This window comes from Sphingomonas sp. NCPPB 2930, from assembly GCF_042867205.1.
Lineage (GTDB): Bacteria > Pseudomonadota > Alphaproteobacteria > Sphingomonadales > Sphingomonadaceae > Sphingomonas.
Genome location: NZ_JBHZQU010000007.1, coordinates 43,257 through 57,714, shown reverse-complemented (window position 1 = coordinate 57,714; position 14,458 = coordinate 43,257). Strand labels below are relative to the sequence as shown.

The following is a 14,458-nucleotide window of genomic DNA, read 5'->3' as shown; positions in this document are numbered from 1 at the left end:
AATTGCCATGCTGCCGCCATGACGAATCAGCCCGCCCTCCCCCTCGGCGCAACGCCGGTCCCCGGCGGCACCCGCTTCGCCGTCCGCTCGACCGCCGATCGTGTGGAACTATGCCTGTTCGACGGTGCGCAGGAACGCTGTGTCGCCATGACCCGCGAGGGCGATGTCTGGAGCGCCACCGTTCCCGGCCGCGACCATCTCTACGGCTATCGCGCACACGGCGCGTACGACCCGGCACGCAACCTGTGGTTCGATCCCGCCAAGCTATTGGTCGATCCTTACGCGCTCGAACTCGACCGCCCCTTCGTCCAGTCCCCGCGCCTTGGCCGATATGGCGAGGACACCGCCGACATCGTCCCCCGCGCCCGCGTCGTCGCCCCGCTGACCGAGCCCCCCGCCCCGCCGCTCTTTCGGCCGGGCGGGCTGATCTATGAGCTGAACGTTCGCGGCTTCTCGATACGCCATCCCGCCATTCCGCCGGAACAGCGCGGCACGCTGGCGGCGCTCGCGCATCCGGCGGTGCTCGATCACCTCCGCAAGCTGGGCGTGGCGGCGGTCGAGCTGATGCCGATCACCGCCGCGATCGACGAGCGCCATCTGCCGCCACTCGGCCTGCGCAATGGCTGGGGCTATAATCCGGTCGTGCCGATGGCGCTTTGTCCGGAGCGGGTGCCGGGTGGCGTCGACGAGCTGGTCGCCACCATCGCCGCGCTGCGACAGGCGGGGATCGGCGTCATCCTCGACCTCGTCTTCAACCATATGGGCGAGAGCGACGTACAGGGCGGCACCCTGTCCTTCCGGGGCCTCGATCCGGACGTTTATGCCCGGACGGCGGACGGCACGCTCATCAACGATGCGGGGACCGGCAACACGCTCGACGCCAGCCGCCCCAGCGTCCGCGCGGCGATCCTCGACAGCCTACGCCATTTCGCGCGGGCCGGGGTCGACGGCTTCCGCTTCGACCTCGCCCCCGTGCTGGCGCGCGGGCCGGGATTCGATCCGAACGCCCCCATCTTCGCCGAGATCGCCGCCGACCCCCTATTGTCGACCCGCGTGATGATCGCCGAACCGTGGGACATCGGCCCCGGCGGATACCAGCTGGGCGCTTTCCCCGAGCATTGGCTGGAGTGGAACGACCGCTACCGCGACCAGGTGCGCCGCTTCTGGCGCGGCGACGGGCGCAGCGGCGACCTGGCGACGCGGGTGGCGGGATCGGCCGACATATTCACCGGCACGGCCAGCCGCTCGGTCAATTTCGTCGCGGCGCATGACGGCTTCACCCTGGCCGACATGGTCGCCTATGCCGGGCGGCACAATCAGGCCAATGGCGAGGACAATCGCGACGGGCATGGCGACGAGGTGTCGTGGAACCATGGCGTCGAGGGGCCGAGCGACGATCCCGCCATCCGCACCGCCCGCATCCGCTCGGTCCGTGCGCTGCTCGCCACGCTGTTCCTGTCGCGCGGCACCCCGATGCTGACCGCCGGGGACGAGTTCGGGCGCAGCCAGGGCGGCAACAACAATGGCTATGCGCAGGACAATGACACGACCTGGCTCGACTGGGCGAACCGGGACGAGGCGCTGGAGGATTTCGTCGCACGGCTGAGCGCCTTTCGCCGCGCGCTGCCGCTCGATGCGACCGGCTGGCTGGCGGGGGCCGAGTGGCGCCATCTGGCCGGTGCCCCGATGACGCCCGAGGATTGGGACCGGGGCGATGGCTTCGCGCTCCACCTGCCCATGGGCAAGGAAAGCCTGATCCTGCGCTTCGACCGAACCCACGGCGTCTCCGCAATCCGGGGCTTGCTGCTGGAAAGCTAGGGCATCGCCATCGGTCCCATCAGATTGTGGTTCAGATGCCCCATGATCCAGATCGAGCCCAGCAGCACCAGCGCGACGATCAGCACCCCGAACAACAGCGCCAGCACATTGTTGCTGTTGTCCGGCCCGGTGGTGATGTGGAGGAAGAACACCAGATGCACCCCCATCTGTCCGATCGCCAGCGCGACCAGTGCGGCGGGGACCGCCGGGCCCCAGACGATGTCGAACTGCACCAATGCGAAGGACGCCGCCGTCAGGATCGCCGCCGCGGCCAGCCCGATCGCATAGCTGCGCACGCCGCCGACGATCGAGTCGCGCTCGGCATCCACGCCCGGCGCGGTTTCGTCGCGCGCCATTTCCTCGTCGGGCCGCTCGCTCATCCGCGCACTCCCATCAGATAGACCATGGTGAACAACGCCACCCAGATGATGTCGAGCGCATGCCAGAACAGGCTGAAGCACAGGATGCGGCGCAATATGTCCTCGCGAAACCCCTTGGCCCAGGCCTGCGCCATCATCGTCGTCAGCCAGAGCAGACCGAGCGTCACGTGCAATCCGTGACAGCCGACCAGCGCGAAGAACGCTGACAGGAAGGCGCTACGCCCCGGCCCCGCCCCCTCGCCGATCAGGTGGAGGAACTCATAGGCCTCCAGCGCGAGGAAGGCGGCGCCCAGCAAGGCGGTCACCGCCATCGCGATCTGGAACCAGCGCATGTCGCGCGCCATCGTGCCCACCCCGGCCAGCCCGCAGGCAAAGCTGGACAGGAGGAGCAGCACCGTCTCGGCCTCGACCAGCTTCAGCTCGAACAGGTCCTTGCCCGAGGGGCCGCCCGCCGTCGCGTCCACCAGCACCGCATAGGCGGCGAAGAAACAGGCGAACAGGATGAAGTCCGACAGCAGGAAGATCCAGAAGCCATAGGACACCACGATCCGCTTGGGGGCCGGACCATCCGGGTTGGGCTCGGCGGCGCGGCCCAGCTTGTTGGGATCATGGGCCTTGGCGGTCTGGCTCATGACAGCGCCTCTTCGGGCAGGTCGAGCAGCGTCGCCTTGCTCCGGCGGCGCGCCTGGTCGAGCCGTTCCACCTCCTCGACGGGGATTTCATACTCAGCCTTATCGCGCCACGCGAAGACGACGAACGTCGCCCAGGCGCCAAGAAAGCCCAGGATCACGAGCCACCAGATATGCCAGATCAGGGCAAATCCCATGGCGGTGGCGAAGAAGGCCGCGACCACTCCGGTCGGCGAATTGCGCGGCATCTCGATCGGCTCGTAATCGGGGCGGTCGGACAAGGCGCGGTTCTCCCGTGCCTTGGCCTTGATGCCCCAATAGGCCTCCTCGCCCTTCACATCGGGCAGCACCGCGAAGTTGAAGGCGGGCGGCGGCGACGTGGTGATCCACTCTAGCGTACGCCCGTCCCAAGGGTCGCCGCTCTCGTCGATACGGGTCCCGCGCGTCCGGATCGAGACATAGAGCATCATGACCTGGCACGCGATCCCGCCCAGGATCAGCAGCGCACCGACCCCGGCCACCATCAGCCAGGGATGCCAGCCGGGCACGTCATAATGCTGCATCCGCCGCGTCATGCCCATCAGCCCCAGCACATAGAGCGGCATGAAGGCGACATAGAATCCACTGATCCACAACCAGAAGGCGCGCTTGCCCCAGCGCTCGTCCAGGGTGAAGCCGAACATCTTGGGAAACCAGAAGGTGAAGCCCGCAAAGGCGCCGAACAACACCCCGCCGATGATGACATTGTGGAAATGGGCGACCAGGAACAGCGAATTGTGCAGGACGAAATCGGCCGGGGGCACCGCCAGCATCACCCCGGTCATGCCGCCGATCACGAAGGTCACGATGAACCCGATCGACCACAGCATCATCGACGTATAGCGAATACGCCCGCCATACATGGTGAACAGCCAGTTGAAGACCTTCACCCCCGTCGGCACCGCGATGATCATCGTGGTGATGCCGAAGAAACCGTTCACATCGGCCCCCGCCCCCATGGTGAAGAAATGGTGCAGCCAGACCATGAAGGACAGGATGCAGATCACCATGGTCGCGATGACCATCGATCGATAACCGAACAGGGGCTTGGACGAGAAGGTCGAGATGATCTCGGAAAACACGCCGAAGGCGGGCAGGATCAGGATATAGACCTCCGGATGGCCCCAGGCCCAGATGAGGTTGACGAACATCATCTGGTTGCCCCCCGCCTCGGGCGTGAAGAAGTGGAAGCCCAGATAACGATCAAGGATCAGCATGCCGAGGCAGGCGGTCAGCACCGGAAAGGCCGCGACGATCAGCAGGTTGGACGCCAGCGAGGTCCAGGTGAACATCGGCATCCGGCTATAGCCCATGCCCGGCGCGCGCATCTTCAATATGGTGGTGACGAGGTTCACGCCGGACAGCAGCGTCCCCATCCCCGATATCTGCAGCGCCCACAGATAATAATCGACCCCGACGCCGGGAGAAAAGCGCAGTTCGGACAGCGGCGGATAGACCAGCCAGCCGGTCTTGGCGAATTCGCCGATCACCAGGCTCATATTGATCAGCAGCGCGCCGCTGCACGTCAGCCAGAAGCTGACCGAATTGAGGGTCGGAAAGGCCACGTCGCGCACGCCGAGCTGCAACGGCACGACGAAGTTCATCAGCCCTATCATGAACGGCATCGCCACGAAGAAGATCATTATCGTGCCATGCGCCGAGAAGATCTGGTCGTAATGGTCGGGCGGCAGATAGCCCTCATTGCCGTACGCGATCGCCTGTTGCGACCGCATCAGCAGCGCGTCGGAAAAGCCGCGCAACAGCATCACCCCCGCCAGCAGGCAATACATCACGCCGATCCGCTTATGGTCGACGCTGGTGATCCACTCGCTCCACAGATAGGGCAGAGCCCCGCGCCGCCAGACCCAGATGAAGACGCCCAAGAGGACCGCGCCGATCACCCCGGCCGACACCAGCGGCAGCGGTTCGTGGAACGGGATCGAATCCCAGCCCAGCTTGCCGGTCAGGCTCATTGCTCGCGTCCGTCCTCGGCTCGGTCGCCCTCGGGCGCGCCGTTGCGCATCACGATCTGGTCGTAAAGGCCCGGTTGAAGCCGGGGATAGCTGGCGGGGCGGACATTGCGGCTGGGATGCGCCATCGCCACGAACTCGTTCCAGTCGAGCGTCTTGCCCCGCCCCGCCCTGGCGGTCGCGACGAAGCGGTCGAACGCCGCCTGCGGCGCCGCATCGACGAAGAAGTCCATATCGGCAAAGCCCTCCCCGCTATAATGCGCCGACAGCCCGCGATACCGCCCGGCCTTGTCGGCGCGCAGGTGAAGCGTCGAGTCCATCCCCGACATGGCATAGATCTGGCTGCCCAGCTGCGGCACGAAGAAGCTGTTCATGACGCCCGCCGAGGTGATTCGGAACTTGACGGGCGTACCGACCGGCACGACCAGCCGGTTGATCGTGGCGATCCCCTGTTCGGGATAGAGGAACAGCCATTTCCAGTCGGTCGCGACGACCTCGACCGTCATCGGCCTTGCCCGGGAGGCGATCGGCCTGGGTGGATCGAGATCGTGGCTGCCGATCCAGGCGATGCCGCCCAGGAACATGATGGCCAGCGCCGGGATCGACCAGACCAGCAATTCCAGCCGCCCTGAATAGGCCCATTCGGGCAGATGCTTGGCCCGCGTGTTGCCCGCCCGGAACCACCACGCAAAGGCGAAGGCCAGCACGATCACCGGCACGACGATGGCCAGCATCACCGCCAGCGCATTGAAGAAGATGCTGCGCTCACCCGCCGCGATCGGCCCGGCGGGGTTCAATATGCCCGGCTCGCAGGCGGTCAGGACAGCACACAGGCCAAGGCACGCAAAACGCGCGGAAAATCGGGCTAGGCGCGGATCGCGGAGCATTCAGACGGTGAACGGCGGCCTCATGCTTTCGTTCCGCCCCCGCATGGTCAGGCCGCCAGTCGTCGTCCCTCGCCGTCGCCGCTGTCATTGGCGGGCCGCTCCGTCCGGCGCGGGCGCGCTGCCCGGCTCGCGGACATTTGCCGTCCCCAGCGACGGAAGACCGGCCAGCGCGCCAGCATCGAGGAGGACAGGACCGTAGCCATAGTCAGTTCAGCCAGCCCACCCCATTCGATCGTCGAGACGATCATCACCAGATCGCCCATCGACCCCGCCGCCGCGCCGAGCATGCGGATCTCGTCGATCTCGAACCAGATGGCGAACCCGATCAGCGCCACCCCCAGCGCGATCGTCGCCCAATGCCCCGGCCGGACCCGATTCAATTGCCGCGCCGGGGCCTCGACCAGCAGGCGCGCCAACCAGCGGCTTATCGGCAAGGTCGGGCAACAGCGCAGCAGAATCGTCAGCCCCAGAAGCAACAGCGCGGTCGTCTCCACGATCATCCCCCTTCGATCCCCCTGCCGCCTCCACGTTCCCTTGCGGGGATGGTGGAATCGGTTTTCGCGACCGTCCCACTATGGAGACGAAACGGCGATTTACCAGAGGCGTGACGGCGGCGCCCGCTCGCGTCTATGCTCGTGCCATGACCCTGCGCAGCGCCCTGTTCCTTCCCGCCTCCAATCCCCGCGCCATCGCCAAGGCGCGCACGCTGGACAGCGATGCGGTGATCCTCGACCTGGAGGATGCGGTCGCTCCCGATGCCAAGGCGGCCGGGCGCGAGGCGGCGGTGACCGCGGTGCGCGAGGGAGGCTTTGGGGACAGGCTGCTGGTGGTGCGGACCAACGGGCTGGACACCCGCTGGGCGGCGGACGATCTCGCCGCGCTCGCCGCCGTGCGTCCGGCGGCGGTGCTGATCCCGAAGGTCGATGACGTTCCGACCCTGGCACGGGCGCGGGCGGCGCTGGGGCCGGGCGTGCCGCTCTGGGCGATGATCGAGACATGCCGGGGCATCCTGTCGCTGGGCGCGATCGCGCAGGTCGCGCGCGAGGTCGGGCTGACCGCGCTGGTGGCGGGCACCAACGATCTCGCCAAGGAGATGCGCCTGCCCGCGCCGCCGCCGCCCGAGGCCTTGCTGCCGCTGCGGGTGCAGATCGTCGTGGCGGCCCGCGCGGGCGGGATGATCGCGCTCGACGGGGTCTGCAACGCGCTCGATGCGCCCGAACGGCTGGCGGCGGAATGCGCCGAGGGGCGGCGGCTTGGGTTTGACGGCAAGACGCTGATCCATCCCAACCAGATCGGCGCCGCCCATCGCGGCTTCGGCCCCGACGAGGCTGAGATCGCCTGGGCCCGGCGGATCGTCACCGCCTTTGCCGAGCCCGACCAGGCGGCACTGGGCGCGATCCGGCTGGACGGGCAGATGGTCGAGCGACTCCATCTGATCGAGGCGGAGCGGATATTGGCGCTGGCGGGCGTGGTGTAGCGACCATCATTCCCCGTGTCGGGGAGGATTAGGGCGGATCGACATTTACTATTGCGTCTTCTTCTCCTCTCCCCTGGACAGGGGAGAGGGTTAGCGAAGCTTGCCAGCCTGCTGGCTAGCGCAGCTTGGGTGAGGGGTTGAGCGAGCCCAAGGGCTCGCGCGCTCGCTTTGCGAGCGCCCACCCCTCACCCAGCTCCGACTAAGCCTTTGCTTTTGCAAAGGCTTAGTCTGCGCAACCCTCTCCCCTCTGCGAGGGGCGAGGGACGGAAAGGTGTCGCCGAATGTCGATCGGCCTTAGGGGACGCTGGCCTCGCGCTTGCGGTCGGCATTGGCGGCGCGATTCTCGCGGATGCGCTGGGCAAAGCAGCCGGTCGCGCCGCCCGCGCCGACCGCCGAGCAGCTACCGATGCTGTTGACGCCGACGCCTTCGTTGGTGGTGCCGGTCGCGCGGACCGCCCAGCTTTCATTCTCGGGCGTCACCTGGAGCTCGCGAAGCTCCTTGGGCACGCGGAACTGTTCCTGCGCGCTACGGCGGACGCAGACGACGATCTCGTTGCCGTTATTGTCGGTGGGGCAGCGTTCGTTGCCGAACAGGGTCAGCACGCCGTTGATCGGCGCGTTGCGCGACACCTCGCCCGGCGCCTGGGCGGGCTTGGGCTTGACCGCACCGGGCGCGGCGACCGGTTGGACCGGAACCTGCTGGATCGGAGCCGGCTGGATTGGGGCCTGCCGGACGGGAGCCTGCTGAGCCGCGACCGGGCTCGCCGCCGCGATCACGCCCAGCCCCGCCAGCATCGCCCTGCGCCACGTCCGCTCGACCATATCCTCTCTCCCGCTCACCCCGTGTCAGATCCGCTTGGCCGCCGCGATCGCGACCTTGCAGCCCGCCCGGATCAATCCGTACAGCACTGGATAGGCGATCGCCTCCTCCGCACCCGCGCCCAGCGCATGGTCGCGATGCTCCAGTTCCTCGGCCTGGAAATCGGCGATCGCCTCGGACAGTTCGGGGTCGCTGTCGCCCAGCTGGTCGAGCTGGTCCTGATAATGTTTGTCGATCTCGGTCTCGACCGCCGCGGTGCACGCCATCGCCGCCTTCGGCCCGATCGCCGCCGTGATCGCGCCCAATGCGAAGCCCGCCTTGTCCCAGAAGGGCTGGAACAGCGTCGGCCGCACCCGGCGTTCGGCAATCATCCGGTCGAAAAAGGCGCGGTGGCGCTCCTCCTGCTCGGCCATGTGGTGAATGGCGCGGGCAAAGGGATGCCGGTCGCCCAGCACCGCCAGTTGCCCCGCATAGATGCGGGTCGCGCCATATTCCCCGGCCTGGTCCACCCGGACCATCGCCTTCATCGGTTCGCGCCGGTCGCCCGGCATCCAGCGAAGCTGGCTCATCGCGCCTTCCTCATCAACATCAGGATCGCCGCCGCGCCGCCCAGCGAGAAGATCGCATTGAACCCGGCCAGCGAAATGCCGCCCAGCGTCCATTGCGCCACGTCGCAGCGGATGACCGGCGCATGCATGATCGCATTCAACCGGTCGGTCGCGCTCAATCCGTTCAAGTCCACCGTCGAGGTGCAGGCGGTGAAGCCCTGCCACCAGCCATATTCGACCCCGGCATGCGCGACACCGATCGCCCCCGACACCGCGATCAACAACGCGGCAAGGATGACAAGCGATCCCCGGATGCTGCGCTGGGGCACGAAGAACGCGATCAGCGCGGGCACCAGCGCGGCATAATGTGGCCAGCGCTGCCAATGGCACATCTCGCACGGATACAGCCCGCCGATCAGCTGGCTGCCCCACGCCCCCGCCAGCAGGGCGGCGGGCAGCAGCAGCGCGATCCAGTTGGCACAGCGTTCGTTGCGGGTACGCGGGGTCGTCATGTCACTTCACCGGCGGCTTGGTGGCGGCGGCGACCTGCGCGGCCCCGCCCAGTCGCGCGATGGTCTTCAGCGCATAATAGAGCTGGAAGTCCTCGACCCCCTGCTTCTTCAGCGCATCGGGGGTCATCGCGAAGCGCGGATCGGTCTTGGTATCCTCTTCCAGGATCGCATTGTCGGCCTTCACCTCGTTGATCAGGTGACGGCGCAGATCGGCCTCGCGGAAGACGGGCCGCGTCTTGTAATCGGGATCGGAAATCTGCGGCACCTTGATGTCCGGCTCGATCCCGCCCTCCTGCACCGACCGGCCCGAAGGGGTGTAGTAGCGCGCGGTGGTCAGGCGCAGCGCGGTTTCGGGGCCGAGCGGCAGCAGCGTCTGGACCGATCCCTTGCCGAAGCTGCGCTCGCCCATCACCAGCGCGCGGTGATGATCCTGAAGCGCGCCCGCGACGATCTCGGAGGCCGAGGCGGTGCCCGAATTGGTCAGGACGATCACGGGCAGGCCATGCGCGTCATCGCCGGGCTTGGCGTAATAGCGTTCGATGTCCGACTTCTCGCGGCCGCGCTGCGACACGATCTCGCCATGGTCCAGGAAGGCGTCGCTGACCGCGATCGCCTGGGTCAGCAGGCCGCCGCCATTGTCGCGCAGGTCGACGACATAGCCCAGCGGACGGTGGCCCAGCGCCTTGTCGATCGCCATGATCGCGGCGCGCGTGTCGGCGCCGGTGTTTTCGGAGAAGGTGTTGATGTTGATATAGCCGACATCGCCCTTCACCTCCCACTTGACCGGGCGCTGGACGATGACCTCGCGGGTCAGGGTCAGCTCGATCGGCTTGTCGCGGCCGGGACGGACGATGGTCAGCTTTATCTTGGTGCCGGGCTTGCCGCGCATCTGGCCGATCGCCTCGTCCAGCGACTGGCCATAGACCAGCTTGCCGTCGATATGGGTGATATAGTCGCCCGACTTGATGCCTGCGCGGCCCGCCGGGGTATCCTCCTGCGGCGCGATGACCTTGATCGCGCCGTCCTCCATCGAGACGGTCAGGCCCAGCCCGCCATAATTGCCCTCGGTCTGGATCTTGAGATTGTCGAAGTCGAGCGCATCGACATAGCTGCTATGCGGATCGAGCGCGGCCAGCATCCCCTGGATCGCGCCCTTGATCAGCGTGTCGTCATCGACCTTGTCGACATAATCGGCCTTGATCCGGTTATAGACGTCGAGGAACCGGTCGAACTGGCGGACCGTAGAGCTGTCCACCGCCGCCATCGCGGAGGTGGTGATCGGCACCATGGCCAGCGCGCCGACAATGGCAGTAGCAGTCAGAAGCGGACGTTTCGGCAGCAAACGGGGCATCGAGGGTCCTGGACCAGAAAAGCGGACCGCCTGTGTAGCGGGAAGCCGTTGCCAATCAAAGCGCAACCGTGCTGAACGGGGGGTGAGCGGGGTTCGGGGCCGCCCTCACCCCAAGATCGCCGCGATATCCATCGGTCGCCCGTCGCGGCGCAACTCCACCGTCACACGCGGCGCCATGCCCCCGCGCCCCTGGCCCGCCCGGCCCAGCACCGCGCCCGCCGCGACCCTCTGTCCGACCCGCACCGCGATGCCGCCCAGCCCGGTGACGAGACTGGTCCAGCCCGCGCCATGATCCACGATGACGATCCCGCCATAGCCGCGAAACGGTCCGGCATAGCGGATCTCGCCCCCGGCCGGCGCGACGACCGGCGCCTGCGGCCCCGTCGCCAGCGTGATGCCGCGCGCACGCACGCCCGCATCCGAAATCTCGCCAAAGCCGCTCGCCACCCGTCCGGCGACCGGCAGGCGATAGGTGCCCGGCGGGATCGCCGGTCCCGCCGCGCCCGGCGCCAGGGGCCGCGCCACCGGGCCGGGCAGCGCCAGGAGTTCGCCCGCCGTCGCCTGCGCCTCGCCACGCTCGGCCATGCGGTCGACGATGTCGCGTGCCGCTTCGCCCAGCGCCAGCGCGCGATTGGCCTCGTCCACCGCCCCGCGCCCCAGCGTGTCGGCCCGTCCGCGATGCACCGCCTCCAGCCGGGCCAGCGCCTGACGCTCACTCTCCAATTTCGCGGTGGTCGCCGACAGCGCCCGCGCCGCCAGTCCCGCCTGCGCCCGGATGCGCCGGGTCGTCGCCAGTTCGGCGCGCACCACCGCCGATCGTTCCGCGATCACCGGCGCAATGGTGCCGAAGACCGCGCGGACATGCGCGACGTCGGCGACCGAGCCCGGCTGCGCCACCGCCGCGATGGGGGGACGCGCCGCCATGCCCTGCATCGCCGCCAGCAGATGCGCGAGCGGCGCCTGCGCCCGGGCCAGCCGCGCCTGTTGCTGCGCCAGCAGCCCCGCGACCAGATCGACCCGCGCGCGCGCCGCACGCACCTCCGCCTCGGCCGCCGCGACGCGTGCGGCCATGGCCCGTTCGCGCGCCTGGGCGATGGCGGCGGCATCGCGTTCGGCATCCGCCTGTCGTTCCAGCGCCTGGGCGCGCGCCTGCGCCGCCGCCGCGCCCGCGCGCGCATCGGCCAGGCGACGCTGGTCGGCGGCGATGTCGGTCGCGCCGAGCAGCGCCAGAGCGGCCAGCGCCAGCGTCGCATGCCGCCGGGCCACGCCTATCCCTCGCGGTGATAGGGGTGGTTGGCCAGGATGCTGGTCGCGCGGAAAAGCTGTTCGGCCAGCATCGCCCGCGCCATCATGTGCGGCCAGGTCGCGCGGCCATAGGAGATGAGCAGGTCGGCGCGCGCGCGGTCGGCATCCTCGAACCCGTCCGCCGCGCCGATCATGAAGCGGCACTCGCGCACGCCGTCGTCGCGCCAGCGCTCCAGCCGACGCGCGAAGTCCATCGAGGTCAGGTTCTCGCCCTTCTCGTCCATCAGGACGAGGCGCACCTGTCCCTCCAGCGGAGGGATTTTCCCGCCGGTGTCAGGAAGTTCGGTGATCCGGGTCGGCCAGCCGATCCGCTTGATATAGCGATCGACCAGCTCGGCCTCGGGCGAACGACCGATTCGCCCGCGCGCGACGATATGCAGCAGCACGGGCGAAATCCCTGGGCGTCAGAGGTTGCGGTCGGCCGGGCTGGCGGGGGGAGTCGGCGCATCGCCGAACGCCCACATCCGCTCGAGATTGTAGAAGGTCCGCACCTCGGGCCGGAACAGGTGGACGATGACGTCATTGGCGTCGATCAGCACCCAGTCGGCGGTCGGCAGACCTTCGATCCGCACCGAACGGCCGAACTCGGCCTTGATCTTCTCGGCGAGCTTCATCGCCATCGACGCGACCTGCCGGGTCGACCGACCGCTGGCGATCACCATGAAATCTGCGATCGACGACTTGCCCGCCAGCGGGATCGAAATCGTCTCCACCGCCTGGTCGTCGTCGAGCGAGGCGAGGATCAGGCGATGCAGCGCCTCCACCTCGGCAGGATCGGACGGACGCGGCGATTGGGGGGAAGTGGCCAAGTTAGCTCCTGTTCAGGGGACGTTTCGGCCCATATGCCGAAACCAGTCCGGATCGCGGGCCCGAAGGCCCGTGGCGGAAGTCGGGTCGGGGCGGAAGCGCAGCAGCACGAAGGCCGGCAAACTCCACATCGTCCAGTTCTTCGCCTGGCCCGGACGCCTCTGGAAACGCCTGAACCAGCCCAGCGCGGGTGTCGCGTGGGCGGCGGCATTGTACCCCGGACGGCCGATAACCGCAATCGGGATCGCGCGCGCAATCGATCGCCATCCGCGCCACCGGTGAAACTGCCGCAGATTGTCCTCGCCCATCAGCCAGATGAAGTCGTGGCCGGGGTAGCGCCGGGTGATCGCGCGCACGGTGTCGAGGGTATAGCGGGTGTGCAATTCCCGCTCGATCGCGCTGGCCCGGATCGGCGCGCGGCGCGCCATCCGCTCGGCCGAGGCCAGCCGCGCGGCGAAGGGCGCCATGTCCCCCGCCCCGTCCTTCAGGGGATTGCCGGGCGAGACCAGCCACCACACCTCGTCGAGCCCCAAAGCGCGCATGGCGTCCAGCGAGATGCGCCGGTGCCCCCGATGGGCGGGATTGAACGACCCGCCGAGCAGTCCGATCCTCATCCCCGCGCGTCGGCCCGGATCTGACCCGTGCCCCGCCCGACCCATTTATACGTCGTCAGCCCCTCGAGCGCGACCGGCCCGCGCGCGTGCAGGCGCCCGGTCGCGATGCCGATCTCCGCCCCCAGCCCGAACTCCCCGCCATCGGCGAACTGGGTCGAGGCGTTCCAGAGCACGATCGCGCTGTCCACTTCGGCCAAGAACCGCTCGGCGACGGCTTCGTCCTCGGCCACGATCGCATCGGTATGGTGCGACCCGTGCGCGGCGATATGCGCCATCGCGCCCGCGACGCCGTCGACTAGCGCGACGCTGGCGATCGCATCGAGATATTCGGTGTCCCAATCCTCCGCGCTCGCCGCTTCCAGGCCGGGCACGATCTCGCGCATCGCATCGTCGCCGCGCACCGTACAGCCCGCATCGATCAGCGCGGCGACCAGCTCGGCGGCGTGGCAATAGGCGCGGTCGATCAGCAACGTCTCCATCGCGCCGCAAATGCCGGTACGGCGCATCTTGGCGTCACGCACGATCCGTGTCGCCATCGCATGGTCCGCCGAGCCGTCGACATAGACATGGTTGATCCCGTCGAGATGCGCGAGCACCGGCACCTTCGCCTCGGCCTGGACCCGCGCGACCAGGCTCTTGCCGCCGCGCGGGATCAGCAGGTCGATCAGCCCGTCCGCCGCCAGCATCGCGCCCACCGCCGCGCGGTCGGTCGTGGGAACCAGCTGCACCGCGTCCGCCGGACCACCCGCCGCGGTCCAGCCACGGGCGAAGGCGGCATGGAGCGCGCGGTTGCTGTGCACCGCCTCCGAGCCCCCGCGCAGGATCGCGGCATTGCCCGCCATCGCGCACAGCGCGGCGGCATCGACCGTGACGTTGGGACGGCTTTCATAGACGATGCCGATCACCCCCACCGGCACGCGGATGCGCGACAGGTTCAGGCCGTTGGGCCGGGTCCGCTCGTCGATCCGCTCGCCGACCGGATCGGGAAGCCCCGCCACCGCCTCGACGCCCGCGACAATGCCCGCGATCCGCTCCTCGTCCAGTTTCAGCCGGTCGAGCATCGCCGGGGACAGACCGTTCGCCGCGCCGGCCGCGACATCCTGCGCATTGGCGGCCAGGATCGCCGGGCTGTCCTGACGGATCGCCTGCGCGGCGGCGCGCAGGGCCTGCGCCTTGGCGGCGGTCGGCATCTGCGCCAGCGTCTGCGCGGCGGTGCGGGCGCGGCGGCCCATGTCGGCGATCAGGGCGGGCATGTCGTGATGGTCGGCCATGGCGCGGCGGTATCATGGTCGGGCGGCGGG

At 68.5% G+C, this 14,458-nt stretch carries 16 protein-coding genes; 2 read left to right on the top strand and 14 right to left on the bottom strand.

Going from position 1 to position 14,458, the window contains the following annotated elements:
- Nucleotides 1–18: 18 nt before the first annotated feature.
- Nucleotides 19–1,818, top strand: coding sequence for a glycogen debranching protein GlgX (gene glgX, locus ACFX59_RS10055; protein ID WP_387432076.1), 1,800 nt, complete (start codon nucleotides 19–21; stop codon nucleotides 1,816–1,818).
- Here the strand turns inward: glgX and cyoD are convergent.
- Genes cyoD through ACFX59_RS10030 form a run of 5 tightly spaced genes read right to left on the bottom strand, consistent with a single transcriptional unit; the run spans nucleotide 1,815 to nucleotide 6,223 of the window.
- A complete protein-coding gene (cyoD, locus tag ACFX59_RS10050; RefSeq protein WP_387432074.1) occupies nucleotides 1,815–2,198 on the bottom strand; it encodes a cytochrome o ubiquinol oxidase subunit IV in 384 nt (127 codons plus the stop codon). The genes glgX and cyoD overlap by 4 nt on opposite strands.
- The gene (locus ACFX59_RS10045; RefSeq protein WP_307102795.1) at nucleotides 2,195–2,830 is read right to left on the bottom strand and encodes a cytochrome (ubi)quinol oxidase subunit III; all 636 of its coding nucleotides are present in this window, start codon (nucleotides 2,828–2,830) and stop codon (nucleotides 2,195–2,197) included. The genes cyoD and ACFX59_RS10045 overlap by 4 nt, the downstream gene beginning before the upstream one ends.
- Nucleotides 2,827–4,839 (bottom strand): cytochrome o ubiquinol oxidase subunit I, encoded by a 2,013-nt coding sequence (gene cyoB / locus ACFX59_RS10040; protein ID WP_387432071.1) that lies wholly within the window; start codon nucleotides 4,837–4,839, stop codon nucleotides 2,827–2,829. Before cyoB ends, ACFX59_RS10045 begins: the two co-directional genes overlap by 4 nt.
- Nucleotides 4,836–5,723, bottom strand: a complete 888-nt coding sequence (gene cyoA / locus ACFX59_RS10035; protein WP_387432068.1) for a ubiquinol oxidase subunit II — start codon at nucleotides 5,721–5,723, stop codon at nucleotides 4,836–4,838. The genes cyoB and cyoA overlap by 4 nt, the downstream gene beginning before the upstream one ends.
- Before the next feature lie 47 nt (nucleotides 5,724–5,770).
- On the bottom strand, nucleotides 5,771–6,223 hold the full coding sequence (locus ACFX59_RS10030) for a hypothetical protein (protein ID WP_387432065.1): 453 nt from the start codon (nucleotides 6,221–6,223) through the stop codon (nucleotides 5,771–5,773).
- Nucleotides 6,224–6,363: 140 nt separating this feature from the next.
- On the opposite strand from ACFX59_RS10030, the gene ACFX59_RS10025 reads away from it, so the two are divergent.
- Nucleotides 6,364–7,200, top strand: a complete 837-nt coding sequence (locus tag ACFX59_RS10025; RefSeq protein ID WP_387432063.1) for an HpcH/HpaI aldolase/citrate lyase family protein — start codon at nucleotides 6,364–6,366, stop codon at nucleotides 7,198–7,200.
- Between the two features lie 294 nt (nucleotides 7,201–7,494).
- Here the strand turns inward: ACFX59_RS10025 and ACFX59_RS10020 are convergent, their stop codons facing one another.
- The 9 genes from ACFX59_RS10020 to ACFX59_RS09980 all read right to left on the bottom strand — a co-directional run bounded on the left by ACFX59_RS10020 (nucleotide 7,495) and on the right by ACFX59_RS09980 (nucleotide 14,428).
- Nucleotides 7,495–8,022 carry a hypothetical protein gene (locus ACFX59_RS10020; RefSeq protein WP_387432060.1) on the bottom strand — a complete coding sequence of 176 codons (528 nt, stop codon included), beginning with the start codon at nucleotides 8,020–8,022 and terminating at the stop codon, nucleotides 7,495–7,497.
- 24 nt (nucleotides 8,023–8,046) lie between these two features.
- Nucleotides 8,047–8,589, bottom strand: coding sequence for a demethoxyubiquinone hydroxylase family protein (locus ACFX59_RS10015; RefSeq protein WP_307102782.1), 543 nt, complete (start codon nucleotides 8,587–8,589; stop codon nucleotides 8,047–8,049).
- The gene (locus ACFX59_RS10010) at nucleotides 8,586–9,080 is read right to left on the bottom strand and encodes a disulfide bond formation protein B (RefSeq protein ID WP_387432057.1); all 495 of its coding nucleotides are present in this window, start codon (nucleotides 9,078–9,080) and stop codon (nucleotides 8,586–8,588) included. The genes ACFX59_RS10015 and ACFX59_RS10010 overlap by 4 nt, the downstream gene beginning before the upstream one ends.
- A gap of 1 nt (nucleotide 9,081) precedes the next feature.
- Nucleotides 9,082–10,431 carry a S41 family peptidase gene (locus ACFX59_RS10005; RefSeq protein WP_387432054.1) on the bottom strand — a complete coding sequence of 450 codons (1,350 nt, stop codon included), beginning with the start codon at nucleotides 10,429–10,431 and terminating at the stop codon, nucleotides 9,082–9,084.
- 105 nt (nucleotides 10,432–10,536) lie between these two features.
- Nucleotides 10,537–11,697 carry a murein hydrolase activator EnvC family protein gene (locus ACFX59_RS10000; RefSeq protein WP_387432051.1) on the bottom strand — a complete coding sequence of 387 codons (1,161 nt, stop codon included), beginning with the start codon at nucleotides 11,695–11,697 and terminating at the stop codon, nucleotides 10,537–10,539.
- 2 nt (nucleotides 11,698–11,699) lie between these two features.
- Nucleotides 11,700–12,122 carry a 23S rRNA (pseudouridine(1915)-N(3))-methyltransferase RlmH gene (locus ACFX59_RS09995; protein WP_309692538.1) on the bottom strand — a complete coding sequence of 141 codons (423 nt, stop codon included), beginning with the start codon at nucleotides 12,120–12,122 and terminating at the stop codon, nucleotides 11,700–11,702.
- A gap of 18 nt (nucleotides 12,123–12,140) precedes the next feature.
- The gene (gene rsfS, locus ACFX59_RS09990) at nucleotides 12,141–12,545 is read right to left on the bottom strand and encodes a ribosome silencing factor (RefSeq protein WP_307102768.1); all 405 of its coding nucleotides are present in this window, start codon (nucleotides 12,543–12,545) and stop codon (nucleotides 12,141–12,143) included.
- Between the two features lie 12 nt (nucleotides 12,546–12,557).
- Entirely contained in the window at nucleotides 12,558–13,157 is a 600-nt protein-coding gene (locus tag ACFX59_RS09985; RefSeq protein WP_309692534.1) for a nicotinate-nucleotide adenylyltransferase, read from the bottom strand.
- A complete protein-coding gene (locus tag ACFX59_RS09980; RefSeq protein WP_387432047.1) occupies nucleotides 13,154–14,428 on the bottom strand; it encodes a glutamate-5-semialdehyde dehydrogenase in 1,275 nt (424 codons plus the stop codon). Before ACFX59_RS09980 ends, ACFX59_RS09985 begins: the two co-directional genes overlap by 4 nt.
- Nucleotides 14,429–14,458 lie beyond the last annotated feature (30 nt).

Bases quoted from the DNA above. Each gene is read 5' to 3' on its own strand.
- glgX (WP_387432076.1), top strand. From the start codon at position 19: ATGACGAATCAGCCCGCCCTCCCCCTCGGCGCAACGCCGGTCCCCGGC.
- cyoD (WP_387432074.1), bottom strand. From the start codon at position 2,198: ATGAGCGAGCGGCCCGACGAGGAAATGGCGCGCGACGAAACCGCGCCG.
- ACFX59_RS10045 (WP_307102795.1), bottom strand. From the start codon at position 2,830: ATGAGCCAGACCGCCAAGGCCCATGATCCCAACAAGCTGGGCCGCGCC.
- cyoB (WP_387432071.1), bottom strand. From the start codon at position 4,839: ATGAGCCTGACCGGCAAGCTGGGCTGGGATTCGATCCCGTTCCACGAA.
- cyoA (WP_387432068.1), bottom strand. From the start codon at position 5,723: ATGCTCCGCGATCCGCGCCTAGCCCGATTTTCCGCGCGTTTTGCGTGC.
- ACFX59_RS10030 (WP_387432065.1), bottom strand. From the start codon at position 6,223: ATGATCGTGGAGACGACCGCGCTGTTGCTTCTGGGGCTGACGATTCTG.
- ACFX59_RS10025 (WP_387432063.1), top strand. From the start codon at position 6,364: ATGACCCTGCGCAGCGCCCTGTTCCTTCCCGCCTCCAATCCCCGCGCC.
- ACFX59_RS10020 (WP_387432060.1), bottom strand. From the start codon at position 8,022: ATGGTCGAGCGGACGTGGCGCAGGGCGATGCTGGCGGGGCTGGGCGTG.
- ACFX59_RS10015 (WP_307102782.1), bottom strand. From the start codon at position 8,589: ATGAGCCAGCTTCGCTGGATGCCGGGCGACCGGCGCGAACCGATGAAG.
- ACFX59_RS10010 (WP_387432057.1), bottom strand. From the start codon at position 9,080: ATGACGACCCCGCGTACCCGCAACGAACGCTGTGCCAACTGGATCGCG.
- ACFX59_RS10005 (WP_387432054.1), bottom strand. From the start codon at position 10,431: ATGCCCCGTTTGCTGCCGAAACGTCCGCTTCTGACTGCTACTGCCATT.
- ACFX59_RS09985 (WP_309692534.1), bottom strand. From the start codon at position 13,157: ATGAGGATCGGACTGCTCGGCGGGTCGTTCAATCCCGCCCATCGGGGG.
- ACFX59_RS09980 (WP_387432047.1), bottom strand. From the start codon at position 14,428: ATGGCCGACCATCACGACATGCCCGCCCTGATCGCCGACATGGGCCGC.